The 16,734-nt window shown below is 48.7% G+C and carries 17 protein-coding genes; 6 read left to right on the top strand and 11 right to left on the bottom strand.

All coding sequences use genetic code 11. The annotated features are described in order from the left end of the window. Positions 1-103 precede the first annotated feature (103 nt). The 3 genes from dapE (at position 104) to HMPREF2675_RS09365 (ending at position 3,230) form a co-directional block, all read left to right on the top strand. The gene (gene dapE / locus HMPREF2675_RS09375; protein WP_070814851.1) at positions 104-1,237 is read left to right on the top strand and encodes a succinyl-diaminopimelate desuccinylase; all 1,134 of its coding nucleotides are present in this window, start codon (positions 104-106) and stop codon (positions 1,235-1,237) included. A 98-nt stretch (positions 1,238-1,335) separates the two neighbouring features. Continuing rightward, the gene (locus HMPREF2675_RS09370) at positions 1,336-2,091 is read left to right on the top strand and encodes a methylated-DNA--[protein]-cysteine S-methyltransferase (protein WP_070814849.1); all 756 of its coding nucleotides are present in this window, start codon (positions 1,336-1,338) and stop codon (positions 2,089-2,091) included. A 143-nt stretch (positions 2,092-2,234) separates the two neighbouring features. Next, on the top strand, positions 2,235-3,230 hold the full coding sequence (locus tag HMPREF2675_RS09365) for an ornithine carbamoyltransferase (protein WP_070814847.1): 996 nt from the start codon (positions 2,235-2,237) through the stop codon (positions 3,228-3,230). A gap of 99 nt (positions 3,231-3,329) precedes the next feature. On the opposite strand, the gene HMPREF2675_RS09360 is transcribed toward HMPREF2675_RS09365, so the two are convergent. The 3 genes from HMPREF2675_RS09360 to hemN form a co-directional block, all read right to left on the bottom strand. After that, a complete protein-coding gene (locus HMPREF2675_RS09360) occupies positions 3,330-4,316 on the bottom strand; it encodes a TraB/GumN family protein (RefSeq protein WP_070814846.1) in 987 nt (328 codons plus the stop codon). 33 nt (positions 4,317-4,349) lie between these two features. Continuing rightward, positions 4,350-4,595: a DUF1289 domain-containing protein gene (locus HMPREF2675_RS09355; protein WP_003748694.1), complete on the bottom strand. Its 246-nt coding sequence runs from the start codon at positions 4,593-4,595 to the stop codon at positions 4,350-4,352. A 67-nt stretch (positions 4,596-4,662) separates the two neighbouring features. Then, positions 4,663-6,084, bottom strand: coding sequence for an oxygen-independent coproporphyrinogen III oxidase (hemN, locus tag HMPREF2675_RS09350; RefSeq protein WP_070814844.1), 1,422 nt, complete (start codon positions 6,082-6,084; stop codon positions 4,663-4,665). A gap of 162 nt (positions 6,085-6,246) precedes the next feature. Between hemN and fnr the strand changes: the two genes are divergently transcribed. After that, positions 6,247-6,981, top strand: coding sequence for a fumarate/nitrate reduction transcriptional regulator Fnr (gene fnr, locus HMPREF2675_RS09345; protein ID WP_003748691.1), 735 nt, complete (start codon positions 6,247-6,249; stop codon positions 6,979-6,981). 86 nt (positions 6,982-7,067) lie between these two features. Here fnr and HMPREF2675_RS09340 read toward each other — a convergent pair whose 3' ends face one another. Then, on the bottom strand, positions 7,068-8,018 hold the full coding sequence (locus tag HMPREF2675_RS09340) for a CysB family HTH-type transcriptional regulator (protein WP_070815021.1): 951 nt from the start codon (positions 8,016-8,018) through the stop codon (positions 7,068-7,070). A 442-nt stretch (positions 8,019-8,460) separates the two neighbouring features. Here HMPREF2675_RS09340 and HMPREF2675_RS09335 point away from each other — a divergent pair, with 442 nt between their 5' ends. Next, positions 8,461-9,222: an OmpA family protein gene (locus HMPREF2675_RS09335; RefSeq protein WP_070814842.1), complete on the top strand. Its 762-nt coding sequence runs from the start codon at positions 8,461-8,463 to the stop codon at positions 9,220-9,222. A 135-nt stretch (positions 9,223-9,357) separates the two neighbouring features. Here the strand turns inward: HMPREF2675_RS09335 and HMPREF2675_RS09330 are convergent, their stop codons facing one another. Next, positions 9,358-9,786 carry a DUF4149 domain-containing protein gene (locus HMPREF2675_RS09330; protein WP_070814840.1) on the bottom strand — a complete coding sequence of 143 codons (429 nt, stop codon included), beginning with the start codon at positions 9,784-9,786 and terminating at the stop codon, positions 9,358-9,360. Positions 9,787-9,873: 87 nt separating this feature from the next. Next, the gene (gene greA, locus HMPREF2675_RS09325) at positions 9,874-10,350 is read right to left on the bottom strand and encodes a transcription elongation factor GreA (protein ID WP_049322768.1); all 477 of its coding nucleotides are present in this window, start codon (positions 10,348-10,350) and stop codon (positions 9,874-9,876) included. 344 nt (positions 10,351-10,694) lie between these two features. Between greA and HMPREF2675_RS09320 the strand changes: the two genes are divergently transcribed. Continuing rightward, positions 10,695-12,104 carry a PepSY-associated TM helix domain-containing protein gene (locus tag HMPREF2675_RS09320; RefSeq protein WP_070814838.1) on the top strand — a complete coding sequence of 470 codons (1,410 nt, stop codon included), beginning with the start codon at positions 10,695-10,697 and terminating at the stop codon, positions 12,102-12,104. A 207-nt stretch (positions 12,105-12,311) separates the two neighbouring features. Here HMPREF2675_RS09320 and rplS read toward each other — a convergent pair whose 3' ends face one another. The 5 genes from rplS to HMPREF2675_RS09295 all read right to left on the bottom strand — a co-directional run bounded on the left by rplS (position 12,312) and on the right by HMPREF2675_RS09295 (position 16,680). Continuing rightward, positions 12,312-12,677 (bottom strand): 50S ribosomal protein L19, encoded by a 366-nt coding sequence (gene rplS / locus HMPREF2675_RS09315; protein WP_003679470.1) that lies wholly within the window; start codon positions 12,675-12,677, stop codon positions 12,312-12,314. 14 nt (positions 12,678-12,691) lie between these two features. After that, positions 12,692-13,441 (bottom strand): tRNA (guanosine(37)-N1)-methyltransferase TrmD, encoded by a 750-nt coding sequence (gene trmD / locus HMPREF2675_RS09310; RefSeq protein WP_070814836.1) that lies wholly within the window; start codon positions 13,439-13,441, stop codon positions 12,692-12,694. Then, on the bottom strand, positions 13,441-13,950 hold the full coding sequence (rimM, locus tag HMPREF2675_RS09305) for a ribosome maturation factor RimM (protein WP_003748672.1): 510 nt from the start codon (positions 13,948-13,950) through the stop codon (positions 13,441-13,443). The genes trmD and rimM overlap by 1 nt, the downstream gene beginning before the upstream one ends. A gap of 15 nt (positions 13,951-13,965) precedes the next feature. Next, positions 13,966-14,214 (bottom strand): 30S ribosomal protein S16, encoded by a 249-nt coding sequence (rpsP, locus tag HMPREF2675_RS09300; RefSeq protein WP_003684452.1) that lies wholly within the window; start codon positions 14,212-14,214, stop codon positions 13,966-13,968. Between the two features lie 75 nt (positions 14,215-14,289). Further along, complete coding sequence (locus HMPREF2675_RS09295; protein ID WP_070814834.1) at positions 14,290-16,680, bottom strand: bifunctional acetate--CoA ligase family protein/GNAT family N-acetyltransferase; 2,391 nt, start codon at positions 16,678-16,680, stop codon at positions 14,290-14,292. Between the last annotated feature and the right edge of the window lie 54 nt (positions 16,681-16,734).

Raw genomic sequence — 16,734 nt, 5'->3', positions numbered from 1 at the left:
ACTGAAAGGCAGGCTGCCCATTCAGTATCTTCAAATAAACTCAAGGCCGTCTGAAAATCATATTCAGAACGTTTCAGACGGCCTGTTTTTCAAAGTAAACACAATGACCGAAACCCAATCCCTAGAACTCGCCAAAGCGTTGATTTCCCGCCCGTCCGTTACGCCGGATGACCAAAATTGCCAACAGCTGCTGGCCGAACGCCTGCAAAAAATTGGTTTTGCCGTAGAAGAGCTTCATTTTGGCGACACCAAAAACATCTGGTTGCGCCGCGGTACGCAGGCTCCGGTGTTCTGCTTTGCCGGGCACACCGACGTCGTGCCGACAGGCCCTGTTGAAAAATGGGATTCGCCACCGTTTGAACCGACCGAGCGTGAAGGCCGTCTGTATGGTCGCGGCGCGGCAGATATGAAAACCAGCATTGCCTGTTTCGTTACCGCCTGCGAGCGTTTCGTTGCCGAACATCCCGACCACCAAGGCAGCATTGCGCTCCTGATTACTTCGGACGAAGAGGGCGACGCGCTGGACGGCACGACCAAAGTCGTCGATGTGTTGAAAGCGCGCGGCGAGTTGATTGATTACTGTATCGTCGGCGAACCGACTGCCGTGGATAAATTGGGCGATATGTTGAAAAACGGCCGCCGCGGCTCGTTGTCGGGCAATCTGACCGTCAAAGGCAAGCAAGGCCATATTGCCTATCCGCATTTGGCCATCAATCCCGTGCATACTTTTGCCCCGGCATTGCTGGAGCTGACACAGGAAGTCTGGGACGGGGGCAACGAATATTTCCCGCCGACCAGTTTCCAAATTTCCAATATCAACGGCGGCACAGGCGCGACCAATGTGATTCCGGGTGAGCTGAACGTTAAATTCAATTTCCGCTTTTCTACCGAGTCCACCGAAGTAGGACTGAAACAACGCGTCCACGCCATTTTGGACAAACACGGCGTGCAATACGATTTGCAGTGGTCTTGCTCAGGCCAACCTTTCCTGACTCAGGCAGGAAAACTGACCGACGTGGCACGCGAAGCCATTGCCGAGATTTGTGGCGTTGAGGCCGAATTGTCCACCACCGGCGGCACTTCGGACGGACGCTTTATCAAAGCCATTGCCAAAGAACTCATCGAATTAGGCCCGTCTAACGCGACCATCCATCAAATCAACGAAAACGTACGTTTGGAAGATATTCCGAAGCTGTCGGCAGTATATGAAGGTATGTTGAAACGCTTGTTGAAGTGAAAAGGCCGTACCGTAGGCTTTGAAAAACGATAGGGCGATACGATTCTTTTGCTCTTTCGGTTATCTCTTAAGTTATCGATAATTGGACAAGGCAAAATATGATTACTCTGCCTTCTTTAAATGCACTTCCAGCAAAGTGGAATGAAATCCGCGAGCAGTTGGAAACTGACTTTCCCGCCACTCTCGAAGCCTTGCTGCACGAGCGGTTTACGGAACATGAAACCAAGCAGTTTGAGCAGGATTTTATTGACTGTATCGGTTGTACGCCTGAAGAATATGTCCGTATCCGTCGAGCTGTCCGACTGTTGGAAACGCGTTATCCTGATAGTTCGAACGAACTGACTGCCGCCGTGCTTGCCACGCCTTTGGGTGAGATGTTGGCGGTGTTCGGCAGTAAGGGTTTGTGTCTGCTGGAATTTGTCGGGCAGAAACAGCTAGAACAGGAAATCATGGCTGTCCAAAAAGCTTTACGCGGGCAGTTTATTTTTCAAGAAAATGAGCAAACGCAACTTTTGCGCCAAGAATTGGATTTATACTTTCAAGGCCGTCTGAAAGTTTTTGCGACGCCTTTGGAAACGATAGGCACAGCCTTTCAGCAGCAGGTATGGAATGCGTTGCTGACTATTCCTTACGGCGAAACGCGCAGCTACAAGGAGCAGGCGCAACAGTTGGGTAATCCTAAAGCCATTCGCGCCGTTGCTGCTGCAAACGGGCAAAACAAGGTGTCTATCCTGATTCCCTGCCACCGTGTTATCGGCAGCGATGGCAAGCTGACCGGCTATGCAGGCGGTTTGAACCGCAAACAATCGTTGCTTGCCTTGGAGCGAGGCGAGGTTCAGACGGCCTTGTTTTGAGTTTTGATAGAGGATAAGGGGCTGCACTATTAGCAGGCTTCGCATTCTGAAAAATTGAGCAGCAGAAGGTCGGTGGAAGCCCGACGAAATCTGCATGGAGAAAAATGTTGGGCAACGCCCACGCTAGAAAAGAGAAATACGACATGAGCCTGAAAAACCGCCATTTTCTAAAACTTTTGGATTTTACTCCGGAAGAAATTACTGCCTATCTCGACCTTGCCGCTGAATTGAAAGCCGCTAAAAAAGCGGGGCGCGAGGTGCAGCGGATGAAGGGAAAAAACATCGCCCTGATTTTCGAGAAAACATCGACCCGTACCCGTTGCGCGTTTGAAGTGGCCGCACGCGACCAAGGGGCGGGGGTCACTTATCTGGAGCCTTCTGCCAGCCAAATCGGGCATAAGGAAAGTATTAAGGATACGGCGCGTGTTTTGGGGCGGATGTTTGACGGCATTGAATATCGCGGTTTTGGGCAGGATGTAGTGGAAGAGCTGGCTAAGTATGCAGGCGTGCCTGTGTTCAACGGTTTGACCAACGAGTTTCACCCGACTCAAATGCTCGCTGATGCGCTGACGATGCGCGAGCATAGCGATAAGCCTTTGAACCAAATTGCGTTTGCTTATGTCGGTGATGCGCGTTACAACATGGCCAATTCGTTGCTGGTGTTGGCTGCGAAACTGGGCATGGACGTGCGTATCGGTGCGCCGAAAAGTTTGTGGCCGTCTGAAAACATTATCGAGACGGTGCAGGCTGTTGCCAAAGAGACCGGCGGACGGATTCTGTTGACGGAGAATGTGAAAGAAGCCGTGAAAGGCGTGGATTTTATCCATACCGATGTGTGGGTCAGCATGGGCGAGCCTAAAGAGGCTTGGCAGGAACGTATCGATTTGCTGAAAGGTTACCGCGTTACGCCTGAGCTGATGGCGGCGGCGGAAAATCCGCAAGTCAAGTTTATGCACTGTCTGCCTGCTTTCCATAATCGCGAAACCAAAGTCGGCGAATGGATTTATGAGACATTCGGCCTGAATGGTGTGGAAGTAACGGAAGAAGTCTTTGAAAGCGAAGCCAGCATTGTGTTTGATCAGGCAGAAAACCGGATGCATACGATTAAAGCGGTGATGGTAGCGGCATTGGGCGATTGATTGTTACGCTCAACATTGCTTACTGCTTCATTTAATAGAGATTAAATAAAGGCCGTCTGAAAGAAAGACTTTCAGACGGCCTTGTCGTTTGATTGGAGTTTATTGCCAAATCAGGACTTTGGGTTCGGGCGTTACTTGATAGCCTTCTTGACGCAATAGTTCGATTAAGCCTTTTTCGCTGGGTAAATGGGCAATACCGACGGCAAAGAGGGTGCTTTGTTTGGCGGATTGCTTGCGGATTTCAGGCAGCCATGCCAAGTTGCGGCGGATCAGGAGGTCGTTTTTCAGCCAATTGGACATGGCTTTGGCGTATTTGGTATCAACAAGTTTGAGGGTGCGCTGTTCGGTTTCTTCCAAAAGTGGGATGAGTTCTTCAAAGCGGCCGTCTGAATAGGCTTGATGGAGTTTTTTGATATCTTCGGTTTCTTCTTTATTGGTTTTGATACTGGCTTTCAGAAAGTTGAGCATGGTTTCTTCAGGCTGGGCTTTGAAAATCGCGGTAACATCGTCCAAATTTTCCAATGAACCACGCGGCTTATTGATGTCGGCGGCTGCGTTGGTCAGCAACATATCTGCACCGTTTTCTGAGCTATACCCTTGGGGAAATGTGCTGCCGGCAAAAATGAATGCCGCCCACGGATGGAGTTTGTCGGCAATTTGGGCGATGGGTTGGCTTTCTTCATTTTGTGAATAGATTTCTTGTAAAAGACGGAAATCTGTTTTGCCAAGCTTGCGGCTGAGCGGTTCGGTACTCATGACTTCTTTGAAGTATTTTTGATACATTTTTTTTGTTTCCGGACTGCTGTCCGGCAATGCGTCAACTTCTGTGGTCAGTTGGTCGGTGGATTGCAACAGTTTGAGGGCATCGGAAGACAAGGTCTGATTGGTTTGCCCCATGTGGATGGTGCCGAGCAGATAGGAATCGGGCTGGCCTTCTTTGCTGATTTTCCAAACATTGCTGGTGAGTTTGGGCTGTTGCCAGTTAAGTTCGGCGGGTTTGCTGTCGGATGAGGTTGCGGCGGGTTTGCAGGCGCCCAGGGCGAGGGCGGTCAATGGCACAAGCAGGCAGGCGAGCAGTTTTTTCATGTTTTTCCTTTTGGTGTGTGCGGTAAGGGCGGTTTAGAAATCGAGCAGGTTTTGAACCGGTTGTTCGCCCGTGTCGGGCTTTTCTGTTTTGCGGTTGCGGATTTTGGTTTTCCTGAGGGCTAGGAGGTGCATGACTTGATGTTTTTGGCTGTCGGTCATCTGGTGCCAATACAAGCGCTCTTCCCGGCTGCGCAGGCAGCCTTTGCAATAGCCTTTGGCATTGGCTTCGCAAACGCCGATGCAGGGGCTGGGAATGGGGAAGAAATCGGGTTGATCCATTGTGTTGCTTTTGATGTGAAAAAAGGCCGTCTGAAATATAACACATACTTTCAGACGGCCTAAGTGTTTATACGGTTTGTGAGTATTTGGCTTTGGTTTCTTTATGGCGCAGATGATAGTCGAACACCATGGCGATGTTGCGGATCAGGAAACGTCCCTTCGGTGTAACGGTCAGGCCGTGCGGTTTGAGGCGGACCAGGCCGAGGGTTTCCAGTTGCTTCATATCTTCCAGTTCGGTTGCAAAATAGCGGCTAAACGGAATGCCGAACACGCTTTCATAAATTTGATAATCAAGCGAGAAGCGGCACATTAAATCCTGAATGATGTTGCGGCGCAGAATGTCGTCTTGATTGAGCTGGTAGCCGCGCATAATCGGCAGATGTCCGGCATCGAGTGCGGCGTAATAGGCATCGATGTCGCGTTCGTTTTGGGAGTAGGTGCTGCCGATTTTGCCGATAGAGGACACGCCGATCGCTACCAAATCGCAGTCGGCATAGGTCGAGTAGCCTTGGAAGTTGCGTTGCAGGAAGCCTTCTTTGAGGGCGATGGAGAGTTCGTCGTCAGGTTTGGCAAAGTGGTCCATACCGATGAAAACATAGCCGCGCTCGGTCAGGGTTTGAACGCAATATTGCAGCATATCGAGTTTTTCCTCGCTGCCGGGTACGACATTGGTGTCGATACGGCGTTGCGGTTTGAAGATATGCGGCAGATGGGCGTAGTGGTAAAGGGCGAGGCGGTCGGGATCGAGGGACAAGACCGTGTCGATGGTGATTTTGATGCTTTCGGTGTTTTGGTGCGGCAGGCCGTAAATCAAATCGACGCTGACCGATTTAAACCCGGCTTCACGCGCGGCATCAATCACTTCTTTGGTTTCTTCGTAACTTTGGATGCGGTTGACGGCTTCCTGCACTTTAGGGTCAAAGTCTTGAATACCGACACTCATGCGGTTGAAACCGAGTTTGCCCAATTTGAGGACGGTTTCGCGGCTGACTTTGCGCGGGTCGATTTCGATGGAGTATTCGCCGTTGGGAATCAGCTGGAAATATTTACGAATCATGTCGAAGACGCGTTCGAGTTGGTCGTCGCTCAGGAATGTGGGCGTGCCGCCGCCAAAGTGGAGTTGCGCGAGCTGGTATCTTCCGCCCAAATGCGGTGCCAGTAATTCCATTTCTTTTTCCAGATACTGGATATAGGCATCGGCACGGCTTTTGTCTTTGGTAATGATTTTGTTGCAGCCGCAGTAGTAGCAGATGGTATTGCAGAAGGGAATGTGGATGTAGAGCGAAAGGGGTTTGTTGAGCGCGCCCATGTTGCGCAGGTTTAAAGCTTGGATATATTCGGCTTCTTTAAAGCTTTCATGGAAGCGGTCGGCGGTCGGATAGGATGTATAACGCGGACCGCTTGATGGCAAGCTGGCAATCAATTCGCGGTCGAATTCCGGTAATTCATTGTTTGTGTTGGTGTTATTTGAGATGGGGATGATTTTCATGGTCGGGGCTTGTAGTATGAAGTAAGGAAATTAGGGAAAATTTTAGTCAAAATTTCGATAGTTTGGTAGAATGCCTCATAATGATATGCCGACTTTGACATGGGTCAATAGTTATTCGGCTTAATCAGGGATTGAGAGAACTAAGCAAATTAAAGGTGCGTTATGGCTACACACAATGCAACACATCAAATGAAAACCTTGTGTTCCACATGTTCTTTACGCGAGCTGTGTTTGCCTGTCGGATTAATGCCTAACGAATTTTTACAATTGGATGCGGTGATCCGTCAAAGCCGCCGTCTGAAAAAAGGCGAGTACTTATTTCGTGCCGGCGAGCCGTTTACCTCTTTGTTTGCCATCCGTGCGGGCTTCTTTAAGACAACAGTCGCCAGCCAAGATGGACGAGATCAGGTAACCGGCTTTTTTATGTCGGGCGAGCTGATTGGTATGGATGGGATTTGTTCCCATATTCACAGCTGTGATGCTGTGGCTTTGGAAGACAGCGAGGTATGCGAGCTTCCGTTTACACATATTGAAGAACTCGGTCAGGATATTCCCAGCCTCCGTTCTCACTTTTTCCGCTTGATGAGCCGTGAAATTGTCCGAGATCAGGGCGTGATGTTGCTTTTGGGCAATATGCGCGCCGAAGAGCGCTTGGCCGCATTCTTGCTCAATCTGTCTCAGCGTCTCTATTCCCGAGGTTTTGCCGCCAACGATTTTATCCTGCGGATGTCGCGTGAGGAAATCGGTAGCTATTTAGGGCTGAAACTGGAAACGGTCAGCCGCACCTTATCCAAATTCCATCATGAAGGCTTGATTTCGGTTGAACACAAGCACATCAAAATCCTAGATGCGACGACTTTGAAGAAAATGGTTTCCGGTTGTTCGCACGCTATCTGAATCTGAGGCCGTCTGAAATTATTCAGACGGCCTTTTTAACAAAAGTTAAAGAATAAATGTTAAGTTACGCAAGTGATAGTTAGATGTTAAATTGAAAAATCTTCAACGACCGGCGTGTACAGAATGCGGTCAACCGCTTCACGGGTCAGTTTCGGCGCAAACATCTGTATAAAATCATAGGCATAGCCACGCAGGTAGGTGTCGGTGCGTAAGGCTATCCAAGTGGGCGACGGCTCAAATAAGTGCGCCGCATCTATCAGCTGCAAGTCTTGATCGACAACGGGATCGTACGCCATTTTGGCCATCAAACCCACGCCTAAGCCTAAGCGTACATACGTTTTCAATACATCCGTATCGGCAGCCGATAAAGCAACATCAGGTTGCTCGATATGCGCTTTATTAAAGGTACGCGCAATGCTGCTGCCGGAGTTGAACGCAAATTCGTAAGTAACCAGCGGAAAAGAAGCCAAATCTTCAAGGCTTAAAGGATTGCGGCAGTCTAAAAGAGGGTGGTCATGCGGGACAATGACGGCATGGTTCCATTCATAGCAGGGCAGCTTGCCCAACTCAGGATGATCATCAATCTGTTCGGTAATAATTGCCAAATCCGCTTCGCCACTGCTGACCATTTGCGCAATCGCAGAAGGGCTTCCTTGTTTGATGGTCAAATTGACTTTAGGATAGTTTTTGACAAATTCCGCAACGATTTTGGGCAAAGCATAACGCGCCTGGGTATGCGTTGTCGCGATGGTCAGCGAGCCGCTGTCGTGATCGGTAAACTCGCTGCCGATATTTTTAATGTTTTGTACATCACGCAAAATCCGTTCCGAAATCTCTAATACGGCTTTGCCCGGTTGCGAAACGGAAACCACACGTTTGCCGCTGCGGATAAAAATTTGGATACCCAATTCTTCTTCAAGCAGGCGGATTTGTTTGGAAATGCCGGGCTGGGATGTGAAAAGCGCATCGGCGGCTTCAGAGACATTCAGATTGTGTCGGTAAACCTCAAGGGCATAACGTAATTGTTGCAGTTTCATGGTGGCAGTACCGGATACGTTGTTATTGTGGATTTTGTGCGACAAACGGCATGTAATTTAACATATTTTGTCCAGTTTTGCCCCGAGTTTTGAAAATGTTTGTTTTTAATGAAAATATCTTTTAATGATATGAAAACAGAAAATTCAGGAAAGAAGAGGGAAGAGGATTTTGTTGTTTTTGTACAACTTTAGGTGGATGAATTGTCTGATTTTGCCCTAAATTAATGACACAAGATTGATTTTTCGGCATGATTAACTACTAGGAAGCAGGCACTTCATGATTGTTTGAAGGCATCGAGTATTGACAGTTTGCCTTGCGCTTCTTTATAGTGCAACCTGATATATCCGATTTGCCGCTGTTTTGATACTGCGGCCTGTATATTGGTACTTTGCAGCGGTTGCTTTCCTAGTCCGCCGCATAACAATTTGATGAGGGAATAAAATGACCAAACAGCTGAAATTAAGCGCATTGTTCGTTGCCTTGGTTGCCTCTGGCACCGCTATGGCCAGCGAAGCGCACACCAAACACGGTTACACCGTAAGCAGCAAATCTCAAGAAATCGTCCGTAACAACTACGGCGAATGCTGGAAAAACAGCTACTTCGACAAAGCTACTCAAGGCCGTGTTGAATGTGGTGATCGTGAAGCAGTTGCTCCTGTACAACAAGCTCCTGAGTATGTTGATGAAACTGTTTCCCTGTCTACTAAAACTCTGTTCGGCTTCGACAAAGACAACCTGCGTCCTGAAGCTCAAGAAAACCTGGACTCTTTGGCTCAACGCCTGAGCAACGAAAGCGTACAAACTGTACGTGTTGAAGGTCACACTGACTTCATGGGTTCTGAGCAATACAACCAAGCTCTGTCTGAGCGTCGTGCTAACGTAGTAGCTAACTACTTGGTAGGTCGTGGCGTTGCTTCTAGCAAAATCTCTGCAGTAGGTCTGGGCGAATCTCAAGCTCGCATGACTGCTGCTTGTGAAGCTGAAGTTGCTAAATTGGGCAAAAAAGTTTCTAAAGCTAAGAAACGTGCTGATCTTATTGCTTGTATCGAACCTGACCGCCGCGTTGATGTTAAAATCCGTAGCGTTGTTACTCGTCAAGTTGCTCCAGGCCAAACTATCGAAGGTCAAGGCGAATTGCCTGCTACTGATGAAGGTTGGATCCCAGCTCCTTACAATGGCGTTCACGGTTACGCTAAACCTTAATCGGTTTGTGAAAAATGCCCTGCAATGTGCAGGGCATTTTTTTATGGTTTATATTTGAAGATTTGGGGAATTCATGATTCAAAATAAAAGGCCGTCTGAAAGATTTATTTTCAGACGGCCTTTTATTAAGACAGATTAGTTTGGCTTCGGCCATTTCCATACGCAAACAGCGGCGAGTATTGTGCAAATCAAAAAGATGATACTGGATAAGCCATGCCAAACTCCGAATGTTCCGCCAACTAGGGACAGCAGCCAGTTATCTAGTCCGTACTTGTGTGCCTCGATAACCGGCGTAACCAAAAGATGGTTGCAGGCTAAGAGTAGCCAAAGCACCAAGATCCACCAAGAAAGTGAGGCCAGTTGCTTTCTGAAAAAGGCATAGGCTGCGCCAAAAATAACTAAGCCACATAGTGCTGTAATCGCAAACAAAATACCGGCAATTTCGCCTGCCAGCATCTTAGGTAGGAGATGGAATAGGATGGGGGCGACAATGTAGCCGGCTGTCAGTTGCATGCCTAGCCAAATGGTAGTAGCGGTTTGAGTGATTTTGTAGGGTAGACTCATCTGGTTTCTCTTTGGGAAATTCTGTTTTAGTTGTGATGGTGTAACAAAAGGCCGTCTGAAAACGTTTTCAGACGGCCTTGAGTTTATTTAGATGTATTGTACGGAAATAATATCATATTCACGCACGCCGCCGGGGGCCTGAACTTCTGCAACGTCGCCTTCTTCTTTTCCGATCAAGGCTCGGGCAATAGGGGAGCCAACGTAGATTTTGCGTTCTTTAATATCTGCTTCATCTTCGCCGACAATTTGGTAGGTTACTTGTTCTTCGGTTTCCAAATCTTCCAGTGTTACTGTTGTGCCGAATACGATTTTGCCTTCGGCATGGATTTCGGCAGGATTGATGATGTGGGCCATAGAGAGTTTGTGTTCCAGCTCGGCAATACGGCCTTCGATAAAGCCTTGGCGCTCTTTGGCGGCTTCATATTCGGCATTTTCAGACAAATCACCGTGTGAACGTGCTTCTGCAATGGCTTCAATAATTTCTGGACGAGCCACGCTTTTGAGGTGTTGAAGTTCTTGTTTCAGTAATTCTGCACCGCGGACGGTCAAAGGGATTTTTTGCATAAGATTCTCCATGAAAGCATGATGATGCTTTTAAAATATTATCCGGCCACGCACAGTAGCCGGATTGGAAATAAAAATACAAGCCGCCAAAGCTTGGCGGCTTGATGAATAAATAAGTAATGCCTGTATTCTACCAAATTCTGCCGAAACCGCAATGATTAAAACAGGTTTTCAGTAAAGTGTTGTTTTCTGTCTATTTTGTTTTTTCAGACGGCCTGCAAACTAAATGTTGAAGTATTTCAAAGCTGCACTTGAAAAACGGTTTCGTAAATGAATGGTTTTGATTAAAATGTCCGTTAATAATCCTTAAGGATTAGTCTGCTTTAATTATATAAAGAGAATATATGGAAACAAAACCAACTTCCCAAAATGAACAACAGGCTAACCGCCGTTATTTGACTGTTTGGCGATGGCATTTTTATGCCGGACTTTTGGTCGCGCCGTTTTTAACCCTGCTGGCTGTTACAGGGTTGGGAATGCTGCTATTTGCCAATATCACCGGTAAAGAAGGCGAACGCATACATGTTACGCCGCAGGCAGTGGTGCAGCCTTTGTCGGCTCAGGCTGAAGCCGCCAGACAGTTTGTGAATCCGGAAACTGCTTCTGTGGTGCAGTATATTGCGCCGCGCGCAGATGATATGGTGGCCGTATTCCGCGTGAACAACGACGATAAAGCCACTATGGTTGCCGTTGATCCTTATACGGCAAAAGTCGTGAATACGATGCCGCGCGGTCAAGGCTGGTATCACACGATGGACGAAATCCACGGCGATATGATGATGGGTGCGACTGGTGACTACCTGTTGGAAACTGCTGCGTCGCTGACCATCATCATGATTGTGACCGGTATTTATTTGTGGTGGGTAAAACAGCGTAGTCTGAAGGCCGTCCTTTTGCCTAAAGCAGGCAAAGGCCGTTCTTGGTGGCGCAACCTGCACGGTGCGGTTGGCTCTTGGGTTTCTTTGATTTTATTGCTGTTCTGTTTGTCTGGTATTGCTTGGGCAGGTATTTGGGGTGGTAAAGTGGTTCAGGCATGGAGTCAATTCCCAGCCGGCAAATGGGGTGTGGAGCCTAACCCGGTATCTTCCGTACCAACCCATGGCGATGTGTTGAATGATGGCAAATCCAAAGAAGTGCCGTGGATTTTAGAGCTGACGCCTATGCCGGTTTCCGGTACGACACTGGGCGAAAACGGCATTAATCCAAGCGAACCGATGACGTTGGAGACGGTTGACCGCTTTGCACGCGAAATTGGCTTCAAAGGCCGCTATCAGTTGAACCTGCCTAAAGGCGAAACCGGCGTATGGACGCTGTCGCAAGACTCAATGAGCTACGATATGATTAGTCCGACTGCGGATCGTACGGTACACATTGATCAATACAGTGGCAAAATCCTGGCGGATATTCATTTTGACGATTACAACTGGTTTGGCAAGTTCATGGCAGCAAGCATTGCTTTGCATATGGGTACGCTGGGTTGGTGGAGCGTGTTGGCGAATGTTGTGTTCTGTCTGGCGATTATTTTTATCTGTGTCAGCGGTTGTGTGATGTGGTGGAAACGCCGTCCTTCGGAAGCGCGTGGTCTGGTTCCTCCTGCACAGAAAATCAAATTGCCGGTATGGTGGGCAATGGCTGTGCCACTTTTGATTTTGGCTGTGATTTTCCCAACGGCCATTGCTGCAATCGTTGTTATTTGGATTTTGGATACACTGTTATTATCACGTATTCCAGCATTAGCAGGATGGTTTAAATAACCGCCCGATGTAATTCAAGGCCGTCTGAATCTTTTGTTTCAGACGGCCTTTTTTATAGAGGTCAAAAGTAGGGGGTTATGATTCTGTTTAAGTTTATGCGTGAGATGGGAATTGTGATTGGCTTACAGGATTGTGTAAGAAAGACGAGGAGATCTTGTATAAAAACAAAAAACCCACTTCATTGAAGTGGGTTTTTGATAAAGTTGATTAGCCTTTGCGAGCAGGCAATTTTTCTTTAATACGGGCTGCTTTACCGGTCAGGCCACGCAAGTAGTACAGTTTAGCGCGACGTACGTCACCGCGGCGTTTAACTTCGATTTTTTCTACGGTAGGGGAGTACAGTTGGAAAGTACGTTCTACACCTTCGCCGCTAGAGATTTTGCGAACGATAAAGTTGCTGTTCAGACCACGGTTGCGGCGGGCGATAACCACACCTTCGTATGCTTGCAGACGGCTGCGAGAACCCTCAACCACGCGTACAGATACGACAACGGTGTCGCCCGGAGCGAATTCAGGGATTTCTTTGTTCAAGCGAGCGATTTCTTCTTGCTCTAATTGTTGAATCAAGTTCATTTGTTTTTCCTAAGTTATGATTGGATTTCCTGTTGCTCTTGCAAGATTTCTTTTAAGAGGCGGGATTCCTTTGGGATTAAACTGCGCTTTTCCAATAAATCAGGTCGGCGCTCTAAAGTGCGTCGCAGCGATTGTTTCAATCGCCACTCGGCAATCAAGCCATGATTTCCTGAGCGTAAGACCTCAGGAACCATCATGCCTTGGAATTCTACGGGTTTGGTGTAATGAGGACAGTCTAAAAGGCCGTCTGAAAACGAGTCTTGTTCGGCTGACTGTATATCGCCCAATACACCCGGTACCAATCTTAAGACGGCATCCATCAACATCATGGCGGGTAATTCACCACCCGAGACAACAAAGTCGCCAATGCTGATTTCTTCGTCCACACTGCTTTGCAGCAGTCTTTCATCTATGCCTTCATAGCGTCCGCATAGAAGAATGAGATGGGGCAGTTCGGCAAGTTCTGCAGCCTTTTTGTGTGTCAGCGGCTGACCTTGCGGACTGAGATAAATTACTTTGGCAGGTTTTTGCGAGTTTGCTTTGGCTTCTTCGATTGCCGCTTGAAGCGGTGGTGCCATCATAATCATTCCCGGGCCGCCTCCGAAGGGGCGATCATCGATATAGCCAAGTTTGTTGTCGGCAAATTTTCGGGGATTAATGGCTTGAAACTGCCAAAGGTTTTGTTTTCTTGCCCTGCCTGTAACGCCATATTCGACAATACTGTCGAACATCTCTGGAAAAATGGTGATGGCTTGAATCAGCATCAGTAGTCCAAACCCCAGTCGGCGATAATGGTTTTGCTGTCGGTATCGACAGATTCGATATAGTTGGAGACGAAGGGAATCAGGATTTGTCCGTGTTCGCCTTTAATCATCAAAACATCATTCGCGCCGGTTTCCATCAGGTTGCTGACTTTGCCGAGGACGATGTTTTCTTTGTTGATGACGGTCATGCCGACTAAATCTGCCCAGTAGTATTCGTCTTCCTCAGTAGGGGCGAATGACTCTCTGGGAATTTCGATGGTATAGCCGCGCAAGGCAAATGCTTGATCGCGATCGTCTATCCCTTCAAATTTGACCTGAAGTTCACCATTGACAATTTTACCTGCCTCAAGCGTGACATTCAGGGTTTTGCCATCCTTGCACAACTGCCACTCTGGGTAGTCCAGCAGGCTGTCGGTGTATTCGGTATTGGCGGCAATTTTAAGCCAGCCTTTAATGCCGAATACGCCTTTGATGTAGCCCATGGCTACCCGTTTTTGAGTGTCTGTCATGGTCGTTTCAGCTGATTAAGCAGCGATTTTTTGCTCTTTAATCAGTTTGGCAACTGCATCGCTAACTTTCGCGCCTTGAGCAACCCAGTGGTTGATGCGGTCTGCGTCGAAACGTACGCGTTCTTGTTTTTCGTTGGCAACGGGGTTGTAGAAACCTACGCGCTCGATGAAGCGGCCGTCACGACGGTTGCGAGAGTCAGTTACGACTACGTTGAAGAAAGGGCGGTGTTTTGAGCCGCCGCGAGCCAAACGGATAACTACCATTTTGAGTCCTTTTGAAAAATGCGGATATATAGAAACCGCTAATTTTAGGATATTTCACACGGGTTATGCAAGTTTTTATTTGTTTTTGTTGCTGTTTTGCCATGCGTTCAAATCGAGGCTTGCTTGATACAGTCCGCGGTCGGTTTCCGACGGAGTAACGGTAAATCCTGATTTTTCAGCGAGTTTGAGCATCGGTGTGTTTTCTTTGAGGATTTCCGCATTCATGGTTTGATAACCTTGCTGTGTGGCAGTTTGGATAATGAGGCCCATCATTTTGCCGGCCAAGCCGGTTTTGCGGGCTTCGGCGGCCAATGTAATGCCGAATTCGCATTCGTTGCGATTGATGCGGCTGTAACGGCTGACTGCGACGATACGGCCGTCTGAAGCGAAGGCGGCCCATGCGCATTCGTTATGGAAATCGGGGCGGGTCAGCCGTGCGAGTGTGGGCTGCGGCAATTCGTTGGTGTGGGTCATGAAGCGCGTATAGCGGTCGGCCGCAGGTAATTGGCGGACAAATTTTTGTTTGGCTTCGGCATCTTCAGGCTCTAGTGCGCGAATGTGCAGGGTGTTGCCGTCGGGCAGGACGAATGTGTCGGTTTGGTTCGGGTAGGGGGCGAGTACGTTTTGTATTTCGGGTGTTTCGGTTTTAGGGTGCAGCAGTTCGGACGCGGCTTCTCCGGTGTTGCGTAGAAACTCGGCTGCGGCCGGATTTTTTTGTTGGAGGTAGGCGGCGGCACTTTGCATTTTAGCAGCAGCCTGTTCTAAGGTTTGGACGGCTTTTTTAGGAATTTTGGTTGTTGGTGCAACAGGTTTTTCCACGATTTCTGGAATGATGGTGCTGCTGTATTGTCTACCGTTGTAGTTGAGGATAATGTCGCCGATATGCTGGTCGTTATGGATAAGCGTGTTTAGGGAATGCAGAAATTGATTGAGAACGGAAGTGTTGTCGAGTTCCGCAAATTGGCTTAAACGCTGGATATCGAGCGTGGTGAAAGGAGGTAATGCGGCTTCGGTTTTGCCGTTGTAATGGGCGGTAAGGATGTTGCCGTAAATGGCATGGCGGCCGAACCGGAATTGGACGGCATTGAGTTTTTGGGTTTGGCACGGAGGCAGGTATAGGGCTTCCGCAATCAGTTCGGTTTGGCCGGATGCAATGGCTTTATCGATACTTTTGCTTTTAGGTGTTTTCAGACGGCCTGTTTTGGCTGGTGCAGGGGTATTTTGCACTTGTTGCAAGTAGGCGGTTTGATTGCGGAAATAAAGTGTCAGCAAGGCTTCTTCCGGGGTGTTGAACCGGGTCAGGCCGTCTGAAAAACGATGGCTGATGAGAATGGGCTTGCTGGTTTTTTGTGCTAAGTTATTCAGTGTTTGATGAATGCCGTACGCATCCGGTGTGTCCGGCGAAATAATGCCGAGCAGGGCTTGGGTGTGCGGATTTTGCAATTGTTCGAGTGCCAGGCGGTGGATGCGTGCGGGCGTGGGGTCGCTGCCGATGCAGCCTTGCTGGATGGATGGTGCGTCGGTTGGAAGGTTGAGGGTCAATTGGCAGACATCGGCGGTGCTGCGCAGCCATTCTATCGGCGTATCGGACAAAATAGTGGGATGGGTAATGATGGGAATGCCGGAAAGATGGGCTTTTAAGGCTGCTTCGAGTTCGTTGATATTGAATACCGGCAGGAAGTTGCAATGGCGGCCGAGGCTGTGTAGGACGGCTTTGTCTGTGTCGTCGGTGTAATGTGTGGACAACAGGATAAGCGGGGTGTGGCGTGCAAAGTGTCGGATGGCGCTGAACAGCTCGCGTTGGTTTTCGGCCGGATTGTAGTGGATGACGGCAACTTTGGTATGACGGTTGTGGCCGAAGCGGTTGAGCCAGTCGGCGGATGTAGTGGGGCTTAGATCATAGTTGAGGCTGATGTGGCGCGATACGCCTTGATGCATTGTGTTCAGCAGATGGTTGATGTTGCGGCTGACAGTGCTGTGGCCGGTGAGTAATGCGATATGGCCGGCCGGATAGTCGGCTTGGGTGCCGATATTGAGATTGAGTGAGGGAAGTTGGACGCCTGCGCTGTTACACACGCTGATGTTTAATTCGTCGCCGTGATATTTTTGAATGATGGAACGGGCATTTTTGCAGGATTCGGGCGGTAGGTTTTCCCAATCTTGGATCAGGATAATGTGGCGCAGGCCTTTTTTGCGGCAGGCTTTGAACAGCGAGTCGTAATGGTCGGGCGGGATAACGGCAACAACCAAATCGGCTTGGCCCGGGATTTTGCTCAGGCTGGAGTAGGAGGGAATGCCTGCGACACTACTGTGTCGAAGATTGACGGGGGTGATTTTGCCTTGGTATGAGGAACCGAGCAGATGGCTGAAAATGCGTTCACCAAGGCTGTGCGGACGTTCGCTGGCGCCGACAAGGATGATGTGTTCGGGCATGAAGAAGTAGCCGGTTTGGACGGTTGCATTCATGATGGTTCCTTATTTGTGTTTTGGGCCGTCTGAAGAGTTTCAGACGGCCTTATT

It is taken from the genome of Neisseria sp. HMSC061H08, from assembly GCF_001836795.1.
In the GTDB taxonomy this organism is placed as follows: Bacteria; Pseudomonadota; Gammaproteobacteria; order Burkholderiales; family Neisseriaceae; genus Neisseria; species Neisseria subflava_A.
This window is presented reverse-complemented; position numbering and strand designations above follow the sequence as displayed.

Coding starts and splice junctions, on each gene's coding strand:
- dapE (WP_070814851.1), top strand. CDS start 104: ATGACCGAAACCCAATCCCTAGAACTCGCCAAAGCGTTGATTTCCCGC.
- HMPREF2675_RS09370 (WP_070814849.1), top strand. CDS start 1,336: ATGATTACTCTGCCTTCTTTAAATGCACTTCCAGCAAAGTGGAATGAA.
- HMPREF2675_RS09365 (WP_070814847.1), top strand. CDS start 2,235: ATGAGCCTGAAAAACCGCCATTTTCTAAAACTTTTGGATTTTACTCCG.
- HMPREF2675_RS09360 (WP_070814846.1), bottom strand. CDS start 4,316: ATGAAAAAACTGCTCGCCTGCCTGCTTGTGCCATTGACCGCCCTCGCC.
- HMPREF2675_RS09355 (WP_003748694.1), bottom strand. CDS start 4,595: ATGGATCAACCCGATTTCTTCCCCATTCCCAGCCCCTGCATCGGCGTT.
- hemN (WP_070814844.1), bottom strand. CDS start 6,084: ATGAAAATCATCCCCATCTCAAATAACACCAACACAAACAATGAATTA.
- fnr (WP_003748691.1), top strand. CDS start 6,247: ATGGCTACACACAATGCAACACATCAAATGAAAACCTTGTGTTCCACA.
- HMPREF2675_RS09340 (WP_070815021.1), bottom strand. CDS start 8,018: ATGAAACTGCAACAATTACGTTATGCCCTTGAGGTTTACCGACACAAT.
- HMPREF2675_RS09335 (WP_070814842.1), top strand. CDS start 8,461: ATGACCAAACAGCTGAAATTAAGCGCATTGTTCGTTGCCTTGGTTGCC.
- HMPREF2675_RS09330 (WP_070814840.1), bottom strand. CDS start 9,786: ATGAGTCTACCCTACAAAATCACTCAAACCGCTACTACCATTTGGCTA.
- greA (WP_049322768.1), bottom strand. CDS start 10,350: ATGCAAAAAATCCCTTTGACCGTCCGCGGTGCAGAATTACTGAAACAA.
- HMPREF2675_RS09320 (WP_070814838.1), top strand. CDS start 10,695: ATGGAAACAAAACCAACTTCCCAAAATGAACAACAGGCTAACCGCCGT.
- rplS (WP_003679470.1), bottom strand. CDS start 12,677: ATGAACTTGATTCAACAATTAGAGCAAGAAGAAATCGCTCGCTTGAAC.
- trmD (WP_070814836.1), bottom strand. CDS start 13,441: ATGCTGATTCAAGCCATCACCATTTTTCCAGAGATGTTCGACAGTATT.
- rimM (WP_003748672.1), bottom strand. CDS start 13,950: ATGACAGACACTCAAAAACGGGTAGCCATGGGCTACATCAAAGGCGTA.
- rpsP (WP_003684452.1), bottom strand. CDS start 14,214: ATGGTAGTTATCCGTTTGGCTCGCGGCGGCTCAAAACACCGCCCTTTC.
- HMPREF2675_RS09295 (WP_070814834.1), bottom strand. CDS start 16,680: ATGAATGCAACCGTCCAAACCGGCTACTTCTTCATGCCCGAACACATC.